12 protein-coding genes are annotated in these 17708 nt (G+C 71.8%); 9 read left to right on the top strand and 3 right to left on the bottom strand.

Translation table 11 applies throughout. The features are described from left to right. The first annotated feature begins 130 nt into the window (after window positions 1-130). From pulA to ACFQ8T_RS11330, 6 genes are all read left to right on the top strand, one after another. Entirely contained in the window at window positions 131-5992 is a 5862-nt protein-coding gene (gene pulA, locus ACFQ8T_RS11355) for a pullulanase-type alpha-1,6-glucosidase (protein ID WP_430546635.1), read from the top strand. Window positions 5993-6289: 297 nt separating this feature from the next. After that, the gene (chvE, locus tag ACFQ8T_RS11350; RefSeq protein ID WP_429766209.1) at window positions 6290-7450 is read left to right on the top strand and encodes a multiple monosaccharide ABC transporter substrate-binding protein; all 1161 of its coding nucleotides are present in this window, start codon (window positions 6290-6292) and stop codon (window positions 7448-7450) included. A gap of 141 nt (window positions 7451-7591) precedes the next feature. Further along, entirely contained in the window at window positions 7592-9151 is a 1560-nt protein-coding gene (gene mmsA, locus ACFQ8T_RS11345) for a multiple monosaccharide ABC transporter ATP-binding protein (RefSeq protein WP_430546634.1), read from the top strand. Then, window positions 9148-10326: a multiple monosaccharide ABC transporter permease gene (mmsB, locus tag ACFQ8T_RS11340; RefSeq protein ID WP_430546633.1), complete on the top strand. Its 1179-nt coding sequence runs from the start codon at window positions 9148-9150 to the stop codon at window positions 10324-10326. Before mmsA ends, mmsB begins: the two co-directional genes overlap by 4 nt. Window positions 10327-10440: 114 nt before the next feature. Then, complete coding sequence (locus ACFQ8T_RS11335; RefSeq protein ID WP_430546673.1) at window positions 10441-11655, top strand: ROK family transcriptional regulator; 1215 nt, start codon at window positions 10441-10443, stop codon at window positions 11653-11655. Next, window positions 11652-12386 (top strand): ATP-binding cassette domain-containing protein, encoded by a 735-nt coding sequence (locus ACFQ8T_RS11330; protein ID WP_430546632.1) that lies wholly within the window; start codon window positions 11652-11654, stop codon window positions 12384-12386. The genes ACFQ8T_RS11335 and ACFQ8T_RS11330 overlap by 4 nt, the downstream gene beginning before the upstream one ends. 51 nt (window positions 12387-12437) lie before the next feature. On the opposite strand, the gene ACFQ8T_RS11325 is transcribed toward ACFQ8T_RS11330, so the two are convergent. Both ACFQ8T_RS11325 and ACFQ8T_RS11320 read right to left on the bottom strand, forming a co-directional pair. Next, a complete protein-coding gene (locus ACFQ8T_RS11325) occupies window positions 12438-13802 on the bottom strand; it encodes an endo-1,4-beta-xylanase (RefSeq protein WP_430546631.1) in 1365 nt (454 codons plus the stop codon). A gap of 194 nt (window positions 13803-13996) precedes the next feature. Further along, window positions 13997-14518, bottom strand: coding sequence for a MarR family winged helix-turn-helix transcriptional regulator (locus tag ACFQ8T_RS11320; RefSeq protein ID WP_430546630.1), 522 nt, complete (start codon window positions 14516-14518; stop codon window positions 13997-13999). A 114-nt stretch (window positions 14519-14632) separates the two neighbouring features. Here ACFQ8T_RS11320 and ACFQ8T_RS11315 point away from each other — a divergent pair, with 114 nt between their 5' ends. Both ACFQ8T_RS11315 and ACFQ8T_RS11310 read left to right on the top strand, forming a co-directional pair. After that, on the top strand, window positions 14633-15247 hold the full coding sequence (locus tag ACFQ8T_RS11315) for an NADPH-dependent F420 reductase (protein ID WP_430546629.1): 615 nt from the start codon (window positions 14633-14635) through the stop codon (window positions 15245-15247). Between the two features lie 41 nt (window positions 15248-15288). Then, the gene (locus ACFQ8T_RS11310) at window positions 15289-16179 is read left to right on the top strand and encodes a VOC family protein (RefSeq protein WP_430546628.1); all 891 of its coding nucleotides are present in this window, start codon (window positions 15289-15291) and stop codon (window positions 16177-16179) included. 31 nt (window positions 16180-16210) lie between these two features. Here the strand turns inward: ACFQ8T_RS11310 and purU are convergent, their stop codons facing one another. After that, window positions 16211-17068, bottom strand: coding sequence for a formyltetrahydrofolate deformylase (purU, locus tag ACFQ8T_RS11305; protein ID WP_430546627.1), 858 nt, complete (start codon window positions 17066-17068; stop codon window positions 16211-16213). A 69-nt stretch (window positions 17069-17137) separates the two neighbouring features. Between purU and ACFQ8T_RS11300 the strand changes: the two genes are divergently transcribed. Continuing rightward, on the top strand, window positions 17138-17692 hold the full coding sequence (locus ACFQ8T_RS11300) for a GNAT family N-acetyltransferase (RefSeq protein ID WP_430546626.1): 555 nt from the start codon (window positions 17138-17140) through the stop codon (window positions 17690-17692). Window positions 17693-17708: the final 16 nt, after the last annotated feature.

Below are 17708 nucleotides of genomic sequence, written 5' to 3'. Positions count from 1 at the left end.
TATTTCCCCGGGGAATAGCGCCGCACGGGCGCCCACGGTGTTTCGCGGACCTGTTGCTGCAAGGTTGCTGCAACGGTACAGTCGCGGCGGGTCGCGACCTCCGCGCGCCCGGACGACGAAGGAGTCCTCCATGCCTCGTGCTGCCCAGGCCCGCGCCCCCCGAAGGCGCCCGACTCGCCGCGCGGCCGCCTCGCTGACCGCCGTCGCGCTCACCGTCCCCGCGCTGTCCGCCGGCCTCGGCGGGCTCGCCCTCACGACGGCGCCCGCGGCGGGCGCCGCGGACCGCACCGCCACCCTGGTCGGGAGCCTCCAGACGGAGCTCGGCTGCGCCGAGGACTGGGACCCGACCTGTGCCGCCACCACCCTCACGCCGGCCGGCGACGGCACCTTCAGCGCCGACGTCGACCTGCCGGCCGGGACGTACGAGTACAAGGTCGCGCTCGACGGCGCCTGGGACGAGTCCTACGGGCGCGAGGGCACCGACGAGAACGCCCCCCTGGTGCTCGGCGGTGACGCGCGCGTGCGGGTCACCTACGACGACACGACGCACCGCGTCGCGCTCACGCCGCTCACGCTGGCCGGCGCCTACGACGACGCGACGGACGCCGACCTGGTGGTGCCGCCGGTGCGGCAGGCGGGCTCGGACGAGCGGTTCTACTTCGTCATGACCGACCGCTTCGCGAACGGCGACGACTCGAACGACACCGGCGGTATCGACGGCGACCGCCTGGACCACGGCTTCGACCCGACGGACAAGGGCTTCTACCAGGGCGGGGACATCGCCGGCCTGCGCGAGAGGCTCGACTACATCGAGGGCCTGGGCACCACCGCGATCTGGCTGACGCCGTCGTTCCTCAACCGCCCGGTGCAGGGCACGGGCGACGACGCCAGCGCGGGCTACCACGGCTACTGGATCACGGACTTCACGCGGATCGACCCGCACCTGGGCACCAACGACGAGCTGCGCGCGCTGATCGACGAGGCCCACGCCAAGGGCATCAAGGTCTACTTCGACATCATCACCAACCACACGGCCGACGTCATCGACTACGCCGAGGGGGAGTACGGGTACGTCGACCAGGCGACGTCGCCGTACACCGACGCCGCCGGGAACGCCTTCGACCCGGGCGACGTCGCGGGCTCGGACGACTTCCCCGAGCTCGACGCCGCGACGTCGTTCCCGTACACGCCGGTGATCGCGCCCGAGGACGCCGACGCCAAGGTCCCGGCCTGGCTCAACGACCCGACGCTGTACCACAACCGGGGCAACTCGACGTGGACGGGGGAGTCGGTCACGTACGGCGACTTCGACGGCCTGGACGACCTCATGACGGAGGACCCGCGCGTCGTGCAGGGCTTCGTCGACGTGTACTCCGACTGGATCGACCTCGGCATCGACGGGTTCCGCATCGACACGGTCAAGCACGTGAACCCGGAGTTCTGGGAGACGTGGTCGGCCGAGGTCATGGACCACGCCCACGCGCAGGGCAAGGACGACTTCTTCATGTTCGGCGAGGTGTACGACGCCGACGCCGCCAAGACGTCGCCGTACGTGCGCGACACCGACATGAGCTCGGTGCTCGACTTCTCCTTCCAGGCGGCCGCGACCAGCTACGCGAGCGGCAACAGCGCCCGCGGCCTGGCGAGCCTGTTCGCGAGCGACGACCGGTACACGACGCCGACGAAGTCCGCGTCCGCGCTGCCGACGTTCCTCGGCAACCACGACATGGGTCGCGTCGGCTACATGCTCGCCGGCACCGACGAGCCGCTGGCGCGTGACGAGCTGGCGCACGACCTCATGTACCTCACGCGCGGCCAGCCGGTCGTGTACTACGGCGACGAGCAGGGCTTCGCCGGCACCGGCGGCGACAAGGACGCCCGGCAGACCCTCTTCGCCACGCAGGTGGACGAGTACGCCGACCAGCCGCTCGTCACCGGCGAGCAGGCGGGCCGCGTGGACCGCTACGCCACCGACGCCCCGCTGTACTCCCGCATCGCCGAGCTGGCGGCGCTGCGCGAGGCGCACCCGGCGCTCGCGACCGGCGCGCAGGTCGAGCGGTACGCGGAGAACGGCGCCGGGATCTACGCGTTCAGCCGCGTGGACCGCGCGGAGAAGGTCGAGCACCTGGTCGCCGTCAACAACGCGGCGCAGACGAAGAGCGCGACCCTCACCACCCTCACCCCGGGCGCGTCGTACGAGGTGCTGTACGGCGACGGGGAGCCGGTGACCGCGGACGACGCCGGCGAGGTCACGGTGCAGGTGCCCGCGACGTCGGCCCTGGTGCTGCGCGCCGACCGCACGGTGGGGGCGGACTCCGACGGCACGCTGGACGTCGCCGTCCCGGCGGCGGGCGCGGCGGTCAGCGGCACCGCGGCGGTGGCGGCCGACGTCGACGACGACGCGTGGGCGGAGACGTCCTTCGCGTGGCGCGAGGTCGGCACGTCCGACTGGCACCCGCTCGGCACGGCCGAGGACACGACGCCGCGCGTCTTCCATGACGCGAAGGGCCTGGCCGAGGGCACGCTCGTCGAGTACCGCGCCGTGACGCAGGACGCCGACGGCGACCGCGCGGCCGCCTCGACCTTCGCCTCCGTCGGCGTCGACGTGTCCGGCGTGGTCGGCGACGAGGAGCCCGAGCCCGAGATCGACCTGGTGACCGTGCCCGGCAGCCACAACAGCGAGATGGGCTGCGCCGGCGACTGGACCCCGGACTGCGAGGGCGCGCGCCTCACCGAGCGCCCGGACGGCGTCTGGGAGGGCACCTTCGACCTGCCCGCCGGCGACTACGAGTACAAGGTCGCCGTGAACGGCTCGTGGGACGTCAACTACGGCGTCGGGGGAGTGCGCGACGGCGGCAACGCCACGTACTCGCACGACGGCGGCGAGGTCACGTTCTACTGGGACCCGGTGAGCCACGACTTCTCGTCCACCGCGCAGGGCCCGGTCGTCACGCTGGCCGGGTCGTTCCAGGACCAGGTGGGCTGCACCTCGTCCTGGGCGCCCGACTGCCTCGCGTCGTGGCTCAAGGACCCGGACGGCGACGGCACGTACACCTGGACCACCGACGACCTGGCCGCCGGCGCGTACGAGGCGAAGGTGGCGCACGGGCTGAGCTGGGCCGAGAACTACGGCGTGGGCGGCAAGCCCGACGGCGCCAATTACTCCTTCAGCGTGGGCGAGGGCGAGACGGTGGCGTTCTCGTACGACCTCGCGTCGCACGTCCTGACGATCGGCGTGGAGAACCCCCCGCTGCCCGGCGCCGGGCAGCAGGCCGCGCACTGGGTGCGTGAGGGGCTCGTGCTCGCCCCGGGCGACCTCGGCGCCGGCGACGACTGGACCCTGTGGACCGCGCCCGACGGCGGCCTGGCGGTCGCGGACGGCGAGGTGCGGGGGCCGGACGGCGGCGACCTGCCGGAGGGCGCCGCGTCCCACGACCTGGTCCCCGCGGGGGACGTGCCCGACGACGTCGCGCGCGACTTCCCGGCGCTCGCGGGCCACACGGCCCTCGCGCCGGTGGGCGACGACGGGAAACCGCTGGGCCGCGCGGCGGTCGAGGAGCTGCTGACCGGCCAGCTGCTGGTCACCCGGGCCTCGGGCGAGGGGCTGTCCGCGGCGACGGGCGTGCAGGTGCCCGGCGTCCTCGACGACCTGTACAGCGACCCGGCATCGAAGCGTACGTTCGGCGCCCAGCGGCACCCGAGCGGCAAGTGGGCCTCGTTCGCGCTCTGGGCGCCGACGGCGCAGGACGTCGACCTGCTCGTCTGGCCCGCCGGCCGCGACCTGGGCGAGGACCCCGAGCGCTTCGACGCGGTGCGCGAGCGTGACGGCTCGTGGACGCTCGACGGCAAGCGGGCGGCGAAGCGGCTCGCCTGGGACGGCGCCCGCTACCGGTACGCGGTGACGGTCTACGTGCCGGGCACGGGGAAGGTCGAGACGAACGTCGTCACCGACCCGTACTCGGTCGGCCTCACGCTCGACTCGACGCACTCGGTCGTCGTCGGCCTGGACGACAGGCGCTGGCAGCCGAAGGTCTGGCGCACCACGCCGCAGCCCGTCGTCGAGCGGGCCGTGGACCAGACGATCTACGAGCTGCACGTGCGCGACTTCTCGATCTCCGACGAGAGCGTGCCGGCGAAGGAGCGCGGCACGTACCTCGCGTTCGCGCAGCGGCGCTCGGACGGCATGACGCACCTGCGCGAGCTGGCCGACGCGGGCATGACGACGGTGCACCTGCTGCCGACGTTCGACATCGCGACGATCCCCGAGGAGCGCGCGGACCAGACGACCACGCCCGACCTCTCCGGGTTCGCGCCCGACGGCGAGGAGCAGCAGGCGACGGTCGCCGAGGTCGCGGCGAGCGACGGCTTCAACTGGGGCTACGACCCGTTCCACTTCTCGGTCCCCGAGGGCTCGTACGCCGTCGACGCCGAGGGGGGCGCGCGCGTGGCCGAGTTCCGCACGATGGTGGGCTCGCTGCACGACGCGGGCCTGCAGGTGGTGCTCGACCAGGTGTTCAACCACACCGCGGCGAGCGGGCAGGACGCGAAGAGCGTCCTCGACCGGGTCGTGCCGGGCTACTACCAGCGGCTGAACCCGACGACGGGCGCCGTGGAGACCAGCACCTGCTGCCAGAACGTCGCCACCGAGCACGCGATGGCGGGCAAGCTCATGGTCGACTCGGTGGTCACGTGGGCCCGCGACTACAGGGTGGACGGCTTCCGCTTCGACCTCATGGGCCACCACTCGAAGGAGAACATGCTGGCCGTGCGCGAGGCGCTCGACGCCCTGACCGTCCGCGAGGACGGCGTCGACGGGTCCGCCGTCTACCTGTACGGCGAGGGCTGGAACTTCGGCGAGGTGGCGGACAACGCCCTGTTCACGCAGGCCACGCAGGGGCAGCTCGGCGGCACGGGCATCGGCACGTTCAGCGACCGGCTGCGCGACGCCGTGCACGGCGGGTCGCCGGTGGACGCCGCGTCGCGGTTCACGCAGGGCTTCGGCACGGGGCTGTTCACCGACCCGAACGGCCGCGAGGCCAGCGAGGGCGACGCCGGCAGCGTCAACGACGGCTCCGACGACGAGCGCGTCGACCTGGGCCACCAGACCGACCTGGTGCGCCTCGGGCTGGCGGGCAACCTGCGGGACTTCGCGTTCCGGGCGTCGGACGACGGTGCCGGCGAGACGACGCGGGGGGAGGACCTCGACTACCGCGGCGCGCCCGCGGGGTACGCGGACTCGCCGGAGGAGGTCGTCACGTACGTCGACGCGCACGACAACGAGACGCTCTTCGACCTGCTGACGCTCAAGCTGCCGCAGGACACCGCCATGACGGACCGGGTCCGGATGAACACCGTGTCGCTCGCGACGACGGCGCTGGCCCAGACCCCGTCGTTCTGGCACGCGGGCACGGACCTCCTGCGCTCGAAGTCGCTGGACCGGAACTCCTACGACTCGGGCGACTGGTTCAACGCGATCGACTGGTCCGGGCAGGACAACGGCTTCGGCCGCGGCCTGCCGCCGGCGGCGGACAACGAGGACGCGTGGCCGGTGATGGCGCCGCTCCTGGCGGACCCGGCGCTCAAGCCCGCGCCGTCGGACATCGCGACGGCCTCCGACGCGGCGCGCGAGCTGCTCGAGCTGAGGTCCTCGACGCGGCTGTTCCGCCTCGGCAGCGCCGCGGCGATCGAGCAGAAGGTGTCGTTCCCGGGGGCGGGGCCGGACGCGCGGCCCGGCGTCGTCGCCATGGTGGTGGACGACACCGTCGGCCGTGACGCCGACCGTCGCCTGGACGGGCTGCTGACGGTGTTCAACGCGTCGCCGGAGCCCGTGACGCTCGAGCTGGCCGGGCTGCGCGGCCGGGACTTCCGGCTCTCGGGCGTGCAGCGCTCGGGCAGCGACGCGGTCGTCAAGCGGACCCGGTGGGACGCGCGCACGGGCACGGTCACCGTGCCCGCCCGGACCGTGGCGGTGCTGGAGGACCCGCAGCGCTGAGCACCACCAAGCCCTCGCGGTTGTGTTCGACGTACGAACAGACCGCCGAGGGGCCGCAGTCCGGAGGGCCGCGGGACGGAACGCCGTCCCGCGGCCCTCGCCGTGCCGTCAAGGCCCTGCCGGCGGGCCGTGACGCGATCGTTATCGGTTTCCACCCGCTGAGGCTTTGACTTCGGAACTCGAACGCAGCAGTCTGTACCGCGGACCGGCTCGGTCGTCCGGGGGAACCTCGGCGTCCGGGCGCCGGCGGCGACGGTCGCTGCCGGGGGACACTCGACGACGAGAAGGAGCGCGAGGATGCGACTCGCCAAGACGATGGGCGCGGTGGCCGCCGGTGCGGCGCTGACGCTGGGACTCGCCGCGTGCGGCGGCTCCGGGGCCGGCGGTGGCGGCGGTGCGGACGGCGCCGCGGGCAACGGCGACGACGACGTGAAGATCGGCGTCGCGATGCCGACGCAGACCTACGAGCGTTGGATCCAGGACGGCAACAACGTCAAGAAGGGCCTGGAGGACCTCGGCTACTCCGTGGACCTGCAGTTCGCCAACGACGACATCCCGACCCAGACGCAGCAGATCGACTCGATGATCACCGAGGGCGTCGACGTCCTCGTCATCGCCTCGATCGACGGCACCGCGCTGACCAGCCAGCTCGACGCGGCCGCCGCGGCGAACATCCCGGTCATCGCGTACGACCGCCTGATCCGCGACAGCGAGAACGTCGACTTCTACACGACGTTCGACAACGAGGCGGTCGGCGTGGCGCAGGCCAACGCCCTGCTCCGCGGCCTGGGCTACCTCGACGCCGACGGCAAGGAGACCGGCGAGAAGGGCCCGTACAACATCGAGCTCTTCGCCGGCTCGCCGGACGACAACAACGCCGGGTTCTTCTTCGACGGCGCGATGTCGGTGCTGCAGCCGCTCATCGACGACGGCACGATCGTCGTCCCGTCCGGCCAGACCGACTTCGGCCAGGTCACGACGCAGCGCTGGGAGCTCGAGACGGCCCAGAAGCGCATGGAGGACCTGCTCACCTCCACGTACCAGGGCGGCGAGAAGCTGGACGGCGTGCTCGCGCCGGCCGACGTGCTCTCCCGCGGCATCATCAACGCGCTCCAGAGCGCGGGCATGGGGCCGACCCTCGAGAAGGGCCTGCCGGTCGTCACCGGTCAGGACGCCGAGATCGCGAACATCAAGCTCATCGACGACGGCGTCCAGTCCTCGACGATCTTCAAGGACACGCGCCTCCTCGCCGAGCAGGCCGTCAAGGCCACGCAGTCCTTCGTGGAGGGCAACGACCCCGAGGCGAACGACACCAAGACGTACGACAACGGCGTGAAGGTCGTGCCGTCGTACCTGCTCGAGGTCCAGACGGTGTTCAAGGACGACATCCAGCCCGTGCTGATCGACGCCGGCTACTACACCGCCGACGAGGTCAAGGCCGGTCAGGCGGACGACTGATCCGCAGGTCATGACCCGCACGGACGGGCCCGTCCGTCGCCGCTCCCGCTCGGGGGCGGACGACGGGCGGGCCCGCCCCCGGGGCCGCCGCGGACGTGTCCGACGGCGGCGCACCCCACCGAAGGAGGGACGAGGGCGCAGATGAGCACGATCCTGGAGATGCGCTCCATCACCAAGGAGTTCCCCGGCGTCAAGGCGCTGTCCGACGTCACGCTGACCGTCGAGCAGGGCGAGATCCACGCCATCTGCGGCGAGAACGGCGCGGGGAAGTCCACGCTCATGAAGGTGCTGTCGGGCGTCTACCCGCACGGCACCTACGACGGCGAGATCATCCTGGACGGCACGCCTGCGGAGTTCGGGTCGATCAACGACTCGGAGGACCGCGGCGTCGTCATCATCCACCAGGAGCTCGCCCTGGTGCCGTACCTGTCGGTCGCCGAGAACATCTTCCTGGGCAACGAGACCCGGAACCGGTTCGGGATGATCGACTGGAACGCGGCGAACCGGAAGGCCCACGCCCTGCTCGAGCGCGTCGGCCTGGACGAGAACCCGACGACGCCCGTCGGTCAGCTCGGCGTCGGCAAGCAGCAGCTCATCGAGATCGCCAAGGCGCTCTCGAAGGAGGTCAAGCTGCTGATCCTCGACGAGCCGACCGCTGCGCTCAACGACGACGACTCCGAGCACCTGCTCGAGCTGCTGCGCCAGCTCAAGGCGCACGGCATCACGTCGATCATCATCTCCCACAAGCTCAATGAGATCGAGGAGATCGCCGACCGCACGACGATCATCCGCGACGGCCGGACCATCGAGACCATCGACATGTCCGAGCCGGGCTCCACCCAGGACCGCATCATCCGCGGCATGGTGGGCCGCGACCTCGAGCACCGCTACCCCGAGCGCGCGTCCGTCGTCGGCGACGAGGTGCTGCGCGTGGAGCACTGGAACGTCGACCACCCCACGCAGATCGGCCGGCAGATCATCATCGACGCGTCGTTCAACGTGCGCGCCGGCGAGGTCGTCGGGATCGCCGGCCTCATGGGAGCCGGGCGCACCGAGCTCGCGATGAGCATCTTCGGCCGCACCTACGGCCGCAACATCCGCGGCGAGATCTACAAGGACGGCAAGCCGATCCAGGTCCGCAACGTGTCCGAGGCGATCGGGCACAACCTGGCGTACGCGACCGAGGACCGCAAGCACTACGGCCTCAACCTCATCGACGACATCCGGCACAACATCTCCGCGGCGGGCCTGCCCAAGCTCGCCCCGCGCGGCTGGGTCAACGGCAACGAGGAGCTCCGGGTCGCCGAGGACTACCGCGGCTCCCTCAACATCAAGACGCCCAACGTCCTGGTCGACGTCGGCAAGCTCTCCGGCGGCAACCAGCAGAAGGTCGTGCTGTCCAAGTGGCTGTACACCGACCCCGACGTGCTCATCCTCGACGAGCCGACCCGCGGGATCGACGTCGGCGCCAAGTTCGAGATCTACACGATCATCAACAAGATGGTCGCGGCGGGGAAGGCGGTCGTCGTCATCTCCTCCGAGCTTCCCGAGCTGCTCGGCATCTGCGACCGCGTGTACACCCTCGCCTTCGGTCGGATCACCGGTGAGCTCCCCGTCGCCGAGGCGACGCAGGAGCGCCTCATGGAGCTCATGACGATCGAGCGCGACCAGCCCCTGCCCACGAAGGAAATCGCCTCATGAACGCCATCGACTCGGTCCGGGACATCCTGACCCGGAACATGCGCCAGAGCGGCATCGTCATCGCCTTCCTGGCGATCGTCGTGCTCTTCGCCGCGCTGAACCCGAACTTCCTCTCGCCGACGAACCTCACGAACATCGTCCTGCAGTACTCGTACATCCTGATCCTCGCGATCGGGATGGTGATGATCATCGTGGCCGGGCAGATCGACCTGTCCGTCGGCTCGGTCGTCGCCCTCACCGGCGCCGTGAGCGCCGTCGTCGTCGTCCGGCAGGGCCTGCCCTGGTACGTCGGCGTGCTGGCCGCGCTCTTCGTCGGCCTCCTCGTCGGCATCTGGCAGGGCTTCTGGGTCGCGTACGTCGGGATCCCCGGCTTCATCGTGACCCTGGCCGGCATGCTCCTGTTCCGCGGCCTGACGTTCCTCGTGCTGGACAACAAGTCGCTCTCGCCGTTCGGCGGCACCTACTACGACATCGCCAACGGGTTCCTCAACGGGCTGCTCGGCGGCAACGGGTTCGACGTCTTCACGCTCGTCATCTTCGGCATCGCCGTGGTCGGCTTCGGCGTCAGCCAGTGGCGCACGCGCCAGGGCAAGATCGCCTACCAGCAGACGGTCGAGTCGATGCCGCTGTTCGTGGTCAAGCTCGTCGCGGTCGCCGTCGTGGTGATGTGGTTCGGGTACCAGCTGTCCATCTCGCGCGGCCTGCCGATCGTGCTCATCATCCTCGCGGTGCTGATCATCGCGTACACGCTGGTCACGCAGAAGTCGGTCTTCGGCCGGCACGTCTACGCCGTGGGCGGCAACCGGCACGCGGCCGAGCTGTCCGGCGTGAAGGTCCGCAAGGTCAACTTCTGGATCTTCGTGAACATGGGCGTCCTGGCCTCGGTGGCCGGCGTGGTCTACTCCTCGCGCATGAACGGCGCCCAGCCGGGCGCGGGCAACATGTTCGAGCTCGACGCGATCGCCGCGTGCTTCATCGGTGGCGCGTCGACCACCGGCGGCGTCGGCCGCGTGGGCGGCGCCATGATCGGTGGTCTGATCATGGCCGTCATGTCCAACGGCATGCAGCTGATGGGCGTGCCGCAGTCGATGCAGCAGGTCGTCAAGGGCCTGGTGCTGCTGCTCGCGGTCGCGTTCGACATCTACAACAAGCGTCGCGCCTCGGTGCTGCGCTGACCCGGGGGTCCGGCCGGGGCCGGACCATCCCGCGCCGACGCGCGGGGCGGCGGACGACCGCCGCCCCGCGCGTCGTCGCACCATAGACTCCCCGGCGTGAGAGGACGGCTGCCGATGGTGGGATCGCAGTCGTCGCTGCGCGAGGCGAACCGCGCGCGCGTCGTCGACGCGGTGAAGCGGCACGGTGGGCTGACCCAGGTGGAGCTCACCGGGGCCACCGGGCTCTCGCCCGCCACCGTGTCGACCATCGTCAAGGAGCTCGTCGCCGCCGAGCTGGTCGAGGTGCGCAACACGATCCGCTCGGGCCGGCGCGCGCAGCTCGTCACCCTCGCCCACCGGGTAGGGCTCGTGGCGGGCGTGCTGGTGGGCACGCGGCACCTCACGGTGGCCATCGCGGACGTGTCGCACGAGATCCTCGCCGAGCAGGTGCTGCCGCTGCCGGCGGAGCACCGCGCCGACACCAGCCTCGACCGCGCCGCCCTGCTCGTCGTCGACCTGCTGGAGCGCGTCGGCTCGGAGCTCGACGAGGTGCTCGGCATCGGGCTCGGGCTGCCGGCGCCGGTCGACGCCGCCAGCGGCCAGGTCACCGTGCGCGGCATCCTGCGAGGCTGGGACGGCGTGCCGGTGGCGCAGGTGCTGTCCAAGCGGCTGGCCCGGCCGGTGTTCGTGGACAACGACGCGAACCTGGGCGCCCTGGCGGAGAGCACGGTCGGCGCCGCCCGCGAGGTGCACGACGCGCTGTACGTCCGCGCCGGGCACGGCGTGGGGGCGGGCATCGTGCTGGCGGGCCGCGTGCACCGCGGCGTCGCGGGCACGGCGGGCGAGATCGGGCACGTGCAGGTGGACCCGGCCGGCAACATCTGCTCGTGCGGAAGCCGCGGCTGCCTGGACACGGTCGTGGGGGACCGGGCGCTGCTCGAGCCGCTGCGCAGCAGCCACGGGAACCTCACCCTCGCCGACGTCGTGCGCCTGACGAACGAGGACGACCCGGGCTGTCGGGAGATCGTCGCCGACGCCGGTACGGTGGTCGGCGGCGTCGTGGCCGGGCTGGCGACGTCGCTCAACCCGGAGCTCGTCGTCGTCGGGGGAGCGCTGGCCGCGACGGGCGAGGTCTTCCTCGGGCCGCTGCGCGAGGCGCTGCGCCGCCGGACCCTGCTGCAGCAGGTCACGCCTCTCGAGGTGGTGCCCGCGGCGCTGGGGACGCGCGCCGAGCTGGAGGGAGCCATCGCGCTCGCGCTGCAGCACACCGACCTGCTGGAGCAGCCCGACGACGGACCGCACGGCGCCGTCGTCGTGGGCCAGGTCCGCACAGGAAAGGGGAACCGGTGAGGGGACGCACGCCGCTGCTCGCGCTGCGGCAGGTCAGCAGGTACTTCGGTGCCGTCGAGGCCCTCGTCGACGTGGACCTGGAGGTGCACGCGCACGAGGTGGTGGCCCTGGTCGGGGACAACGGGGCGGGCAAGTCGACGCTCGCCCAGATCGTGGCGGGCGTGCTGAGCCCGAGCTCGGGGCAGCTGGAGATCGACGGTGAGCCCGTGTCGATCCCGTCGCCCTCGGCGGCGAACCAGCTCGGCGTGGCGAGCGTCTTCCAGGACCTCGCCGTCTGCGAGAACCTCGACGTCACCGCGAACGTCTTCCTGGGGCAGGAGCTGCGCGGGCGGGCGGGCCTGCTGCGCGACGGCGACATGGAGACCGAGACCCGCGCGCTCCTCGAGCACCTCACGATCCGGATCCCGTCGGTGCGGACCCCGCTGCGGCACCTGTCCGCCGGGCAGCGTCAGGCGGTCGCCATCGCGCGCACCCTCATCGGCCAGCCCCGCATCGTGGTGCTCGACGAGCCGACGGCAGCGCTCTCGGTGGCGCAGACCGCCGAGGTGCTCACGCACATCCAGCGCCTGCGCGAGCTGGGGCTCGGCGTCATCCTCATCAGCCACAACCTCAACGACGTGCGCGCGGTCTCCGACCGCATCGAGGTGCTGCGGCACGGCCGGAACAACGGGTCGTTCGCGGCGACGGCCGCGCACGAGGAGATCCTCGCGGCGATCACCGGCGCGGCCTGAGGGCCGCGGGGGAGGGGTCCCCGCGGCCCTCAGGTGATCGGGGTCAGCGGCTCAGGACGCCGAGCAGCTGACGGTCGGCCAGGTCCAGTCCCCGCCGTGCATCACGGTGAAGCCGAACGACGTCGACTGCCCCGCGGCCAAGGTCCCGTTGCCGGCCGGGCGCATCGTCATGACCTTGCCCGAGGAGTCCCACGTGGGCGTGCCGTTCCAGGTGGCGCTGATCCGCTGGCTGGAGCTGACGGTCACGGTCGAGGTCCACGACGAGATGGCGCGGTCGGCCGTGATGGTCACGGTCCCGTTGAAGCGGTCGCCCCACTTCTGGCCCTCGGAGTACGTGGCCGTGCAGCCGTTGCCCCCGGTGGGCGGCGGCGTGGTCTCGCCGGGGTCGGGGTCGCCGCCGCCCTGGCCGTCGTTGAGGACGTTCAGGACCGCGGTGTAGGCGGCCTTCTTCTGGCCGTTGCCGTCGAAGAGCAGCGGGGTGCCGCTCGCCCGCCAGGAGTCGGAGTCGCGCACGCCCCACACGGTGATGCCGGTGCAGCGGGAGACGGCGAGGCACGCCTGCGTGACGCCCTGGTACTGCTCGGCCTGCGAGCTGCCCGAGCCCTCGATGTCCAGCTCGGTGATCTGGACGTCCACGCCGAGGTCGGCGAAGTGCTGGAGCGTCTCGTGGTAGTTGTTCGGCACCGGGTTGCCGCTGTTGAAGTGGGCCTGGAAGCCGACGCAGTCGATCGGCACGCCGCGGGCCTTGAAGTCCTTGACCATGGTGTAGACGCCCTGCGTCTTGGCGTGGGACCAGTTGTCGGTGTTGTAGTCGTTGTAGCAGAGCTTCGCGTTCGGGTCCGCGGCCCGGGCGGCGCGGAAGGCCGCCTCGATCCAGTCGTTGCCGGTGCGCTGGAGGTTGGAGTCCCGGCGGGCACCGGACGAGCCGTCCGCGTACGCCTCGTTGACCACGTCCCACGCGTAGACCTTGCCGCGGTAGTGCGTCGCGACCTGGGTGACGTGGTGGAGCATCGCCTGCCGCAGCTGCGAGCCGCTCATGTTCTGCATCCAGCCCGGCTGCTGGGAGTGCCACGCGAGCGCGTGACCGCGCACCCGCTTGCCGTGGCTGGTGGCCCAGTCGGCGATCCGGTCGCCGGCGGAGTAGTTGAACACCCCCTGCTGCGGCTCGGTGGCGTCCATCTTCATCTCGTTCTCGGCCGTGATCATGCCGAACTCGCGGTCCGCGATCGTCGTGTACTGCGAGTCGTTCAGCTTGCCCTGCGCCAGCGCAGTGCCGAAGTAGCGGCCCTGGTCCGCGGCGGCTTCGTGCAGCGTGCTCCCTGCGGCCTGCGCGCTCAGGGCGGTCGCGGCGAGGATGCCGAGACCGGCCACCGTCGCTCCCACCGCGGCGCGCCATCGCGTCGTCGTGCGCTTCATCGATCCCATCCTTCGTTCGAGCCTGCTCATCCTTGAGTGGTGCTCGGCCACGAGGCCTCGTCATCGAGCGGTCGGGGTCGCCGACGCCCCGAGGCTAGGTAGAAAACGTTTTCGACACAACCCCTGCGGGTGAGTTCCTCGCCGCGACGGCGTCGCCGGTGGCGGCCGGCCGGACCGGTGGCGGCCGGTGCCGGTCAGCGGGCGGAGCGCTCGCCGAGCCCGAACCGGTCGTGCGGGTCGATGTGCGCGAGGACCTTGTCGAGCGCGCCGGCGAGGGTGCGGACCTCGTCGGGGTCGAGGTCGTCGAAGACGTCCTGGAGCACCGTGCGCGCGTGGCCGGGGGCGCTCGCGACGACCTTGCGCCAGCCCTCGTCGGTGAGGTGGGCGATGGTGGCGCGGCGGTCATCGGCGGCGGTGCAGCGCTCGACGTAGCCGCGCGCCTCGAGCCGGCGCGCCACGTGCGAGAGGCGGGGGAGGGTGGCGCTGGTGAGCCGGGCGAGCTCGGTCATGCGCAGGTCACGACCGGGCGCCTCGGACAGCATCGCCAGCACCATGTACTCGAAGTGGGTGAGGTCGGCGTCGCGGCGCAGCTGCTGGTCGAGCGTGGCGGGCAGCAGCTCGATCACGGCCTGCAGCCGGAGCCACGTGCGCATCTGCTCGGCGTCGAGCCAGCGCGGCTCGTCGTCGGCCGCCGTCGTGCGCCGGGTGGTGGTCACGTGATCCGCTCCTGGTCCGTCACCCCCGAACGAAGGTTGACGCTACAACTATAGCGGTCTATTTTGGTTGTAGCGTCAACCAAATAGGTCGACGACGGATCCTCAGGAGGAACCATGGCCACCATCAGCATCCTCGGCGCCGGGAACATGGGCTCCGCGATCGCGGGCCTGGCGCTCGCCGGCGGGAACGACGTGCAGGTCGTCGCCCGCGACGTCGCCAAGGCCGCGGCCGTGGACGCCGCCGTCACCGCGACCGCGTTCGGCGAGCCGCTCACGGGCGAGATCGTCGTGCTGGCCCTGCCGTACCCCGCGCTCGACGACGTCGTCGCGACCTACGGCGACCAGCTCGCCGGCCGCACCGTGGTCGACCTCACCAACCCGCTCGACTTCGCCACCTTCGACGCGCTCGTCGTGCCCGCCGACTCCTCCGCCGCCGCCGGGCTGGCCGAGAAGCTGCCCGACGCGACCGTGCTCAAGGCGTTCAACACGAACTTCGCCGCGACGCTCGTGAGCGGCACCGTCGGCGACGTGCCCACGACCGTCCTCGTCGCGGGCGACGACGCCGCCCCCAAGGCCGCGTTCGCCGCCGCGTTCGACGGCTCCGCCGTCCGCGTCGTCGACGCCGGGTCGCTGAAGCGTGCCCGCGAGCTCGAGGCGCTCGGGTTCCTGCAGCTCACGCTCGCCGTCGGCGAGCAGACGCAGTGGACCACCGGGTTCGCGCTGCTCTGACCCGCGTCGCCACCCGCCCGTCCCAGCACCAGGAGCCGACCATGACCTCGCAGTCCTCGCCGACCCGCCGTCCCGACCTCCTCGCGGCCGAGACCGCGATGGGCGCCGTCACCCTGCACGTGGGCGACCTCGGCGCGATGAGCGCCTACTACCGCGAGGCGATCGCTCTCGAGGAGATCCCGGCCCTCGGCGCCCCCGGCCGGGTGGTGCTGGGGCGCGGCGGCGTGCCCGTCGTCGCGCTGCAGCACACGCCGGGGCTGCCGGCGACGGCGCGGAACCAGGCCGGGCTGTTCCACACGGCCGTGCTGTTCGACACCGAGGAGGCGCTCGCGTCCGCCGTCGCGCACGCCGCGCAGCACCCGCTGTCGCGGTTCGCGGGGAACTCCGACCACTGGGTGTCGCGGGCGTTCTACTTCACGGACCCCGAGGACAACGGCATCGAGCTCTACTGGGACCGCCCCCGCGACGTCTGGCAGCGCGACGGCGGCGGGCGCGTCGCGATGGGCTCGGACTGGTTCGACCCGCAGGAGTTCCTGCAGAGGCACCTCACCGAGGACGCCCTGGCGGGCACCGCGGGGCAGGCCGCGCAGGTCGGGCACGTCCACCTCCAGGTGGGCGACATCCCCACGGCGCAGCGGTTCTACGTCGACACCCTCGGCTTCGAGATCATGGCGACGTTCCACGGCGCCCTGTTCGTCGCCGCCGGCGGGTACCACCACCACATGGCGATGAACACCTGGAACAGCGCGGGCGCCGGCCCGCGGGCCGCGACGCTCGGGCTCGGGCAGGTGGCGCTCACCGTGCCGACGCGCGACGAGGTCGGCGCGCTCGCCGACCGGCTGAAGCACGCCGGCGTCGCGACGCGCGACGACGGCCGGACCCTGCGCTTCGACGACCCGTGGAACACGCTCGTCGAGGTGTCTGTGGCCTGACCCGGATCCCCGCCTGTTCGGCAGGGGGCGGTCAGCGGAAGACGACCGTGCGGTGGCCGTCGAGCAGCACGCGGTGCTCGGCGTGCCACCGCACGGCGCGCGCGAGCGTGCGGCGCTCGACGTCCTCGCCGATCGCGACGAGGTCCGCGACGGCGCGGGAGTGGTCCACGCGCTCGACGTCCTGCTCGATGATCGGGCCCTCGTCGAGGTCGCCCGTGACGTAGTGCGACGTCGCGCCGATGAGCTTGACGCCGCGGTCGTGCGCCTGGGCGTACGGGCGGGCGCCCTTGAAGCTCGGCAGGAACGAGTGGTGGATGTTGATGACCTTGCCCTGCAGGTCGCGGCACAGCTCGTCCGACAGGATCTGCATGTACCGCGCGAGCACGACCAGCTCGACGTCGAGCTCGGCCACCAGCTCGCGCAGGCGGTCCTCGGCCTGCGCCTTCGTGTCCTTCGTGACCGGCACGTGGTGGAACGGCTTGCCGTAGAACGCCGCCATGTCCTCGAGGTCGGCGTGGTTGCCCACGACGCCGACGACGTCGACCGGCATCCCCTGGTACCGCTCGCGGTACAGCAGGTCCACCAGGCAGTGCGGCGCCTTGCTGACCAGCACCAGCGTGCGCAGGCGGCGACCGACGACGTCGAGCTGCCAGGTCATGCCGAAGCGCCCCGCCACCGGCGCGACCGCGGCCGTGAGCGCGTCGCGCCCGGCCGACTCCTCGACGTCGAGCGCCACCTGCACCCGCATGAAGAACAGGCCCGAGGCCGGGTCCCCGAACTGCTGCGACTCGGTGATGTTGCCGCCGTGCTCGGCCAGCACGCCGGCCACGGCGTGCACGATCCCGGGGCGGTCGGGGCAGGAGAGGGTCAGCACCCATTCGGTCGTCACCCGCCCATTGTCACCGACGGCCCAGGGCGCGCGACGACACGTCCGCCGTCGGTCTGCCACGATGTCCTCATGAGCGAGGCACGCGGCACTGACGCCCAGGAAGTCCGGCAGGAGAGCGGCGACGACACGCTGCGGATCGCGCTGGTCGAGGACGACCAGGCAGGCGAGCTGCTGACGTTGCGGCGGGCGGCGTTCGTCAGCGAGGCGCAGCTGTACGACGACCCGCACATCCCGCCGCTGACGCAGACGCTGCACGAGCTGCGCGACGACATGGCGCGCGACGACGTCGTGACCGTGGGCGCGTGGGAGGGCCACCGGCTGGTGGGGTCGCTGCGCCTGGAGATCGAGGGGCCGAAGGCGACGCTGGGGCGCCTCGCCGTCGCGCCGGACCAGCAGGCCAAGGGCATCGGCACGTCGCTGATGTTCGCGATCCTGCAGTTCCTGCCGTCCGAGGTGACGGAGGTGTGGGCGTTCACGGGCAAGGACTCGAAGAAGAACCTCGCCATGTACACCAAGCACGGGTACGAGGAGCAGTACGACCGCGCGGCGGGCAAGCTCACGCTGACCTACCTGCGCCGGGTGCTCGACGAGGTCGACGCGAGGAACGCGGCGCAGGAGTCATGACCGACGCCGGCGGGCG

It is taken from the genome of Isoptericola sp. NPDC056618 (genome assembly GCF_042792715.1).
Taxonomy (GTDB): Bacteria; Actinomycetota; Actinomycetes; order Actinomycetales; family Cellulomonadaceae; genus Isoptericola; species Isoptericola nanjingensis.
This window is presented reverse-complemented; position numbering and strand designations above follow the sequence as displayed.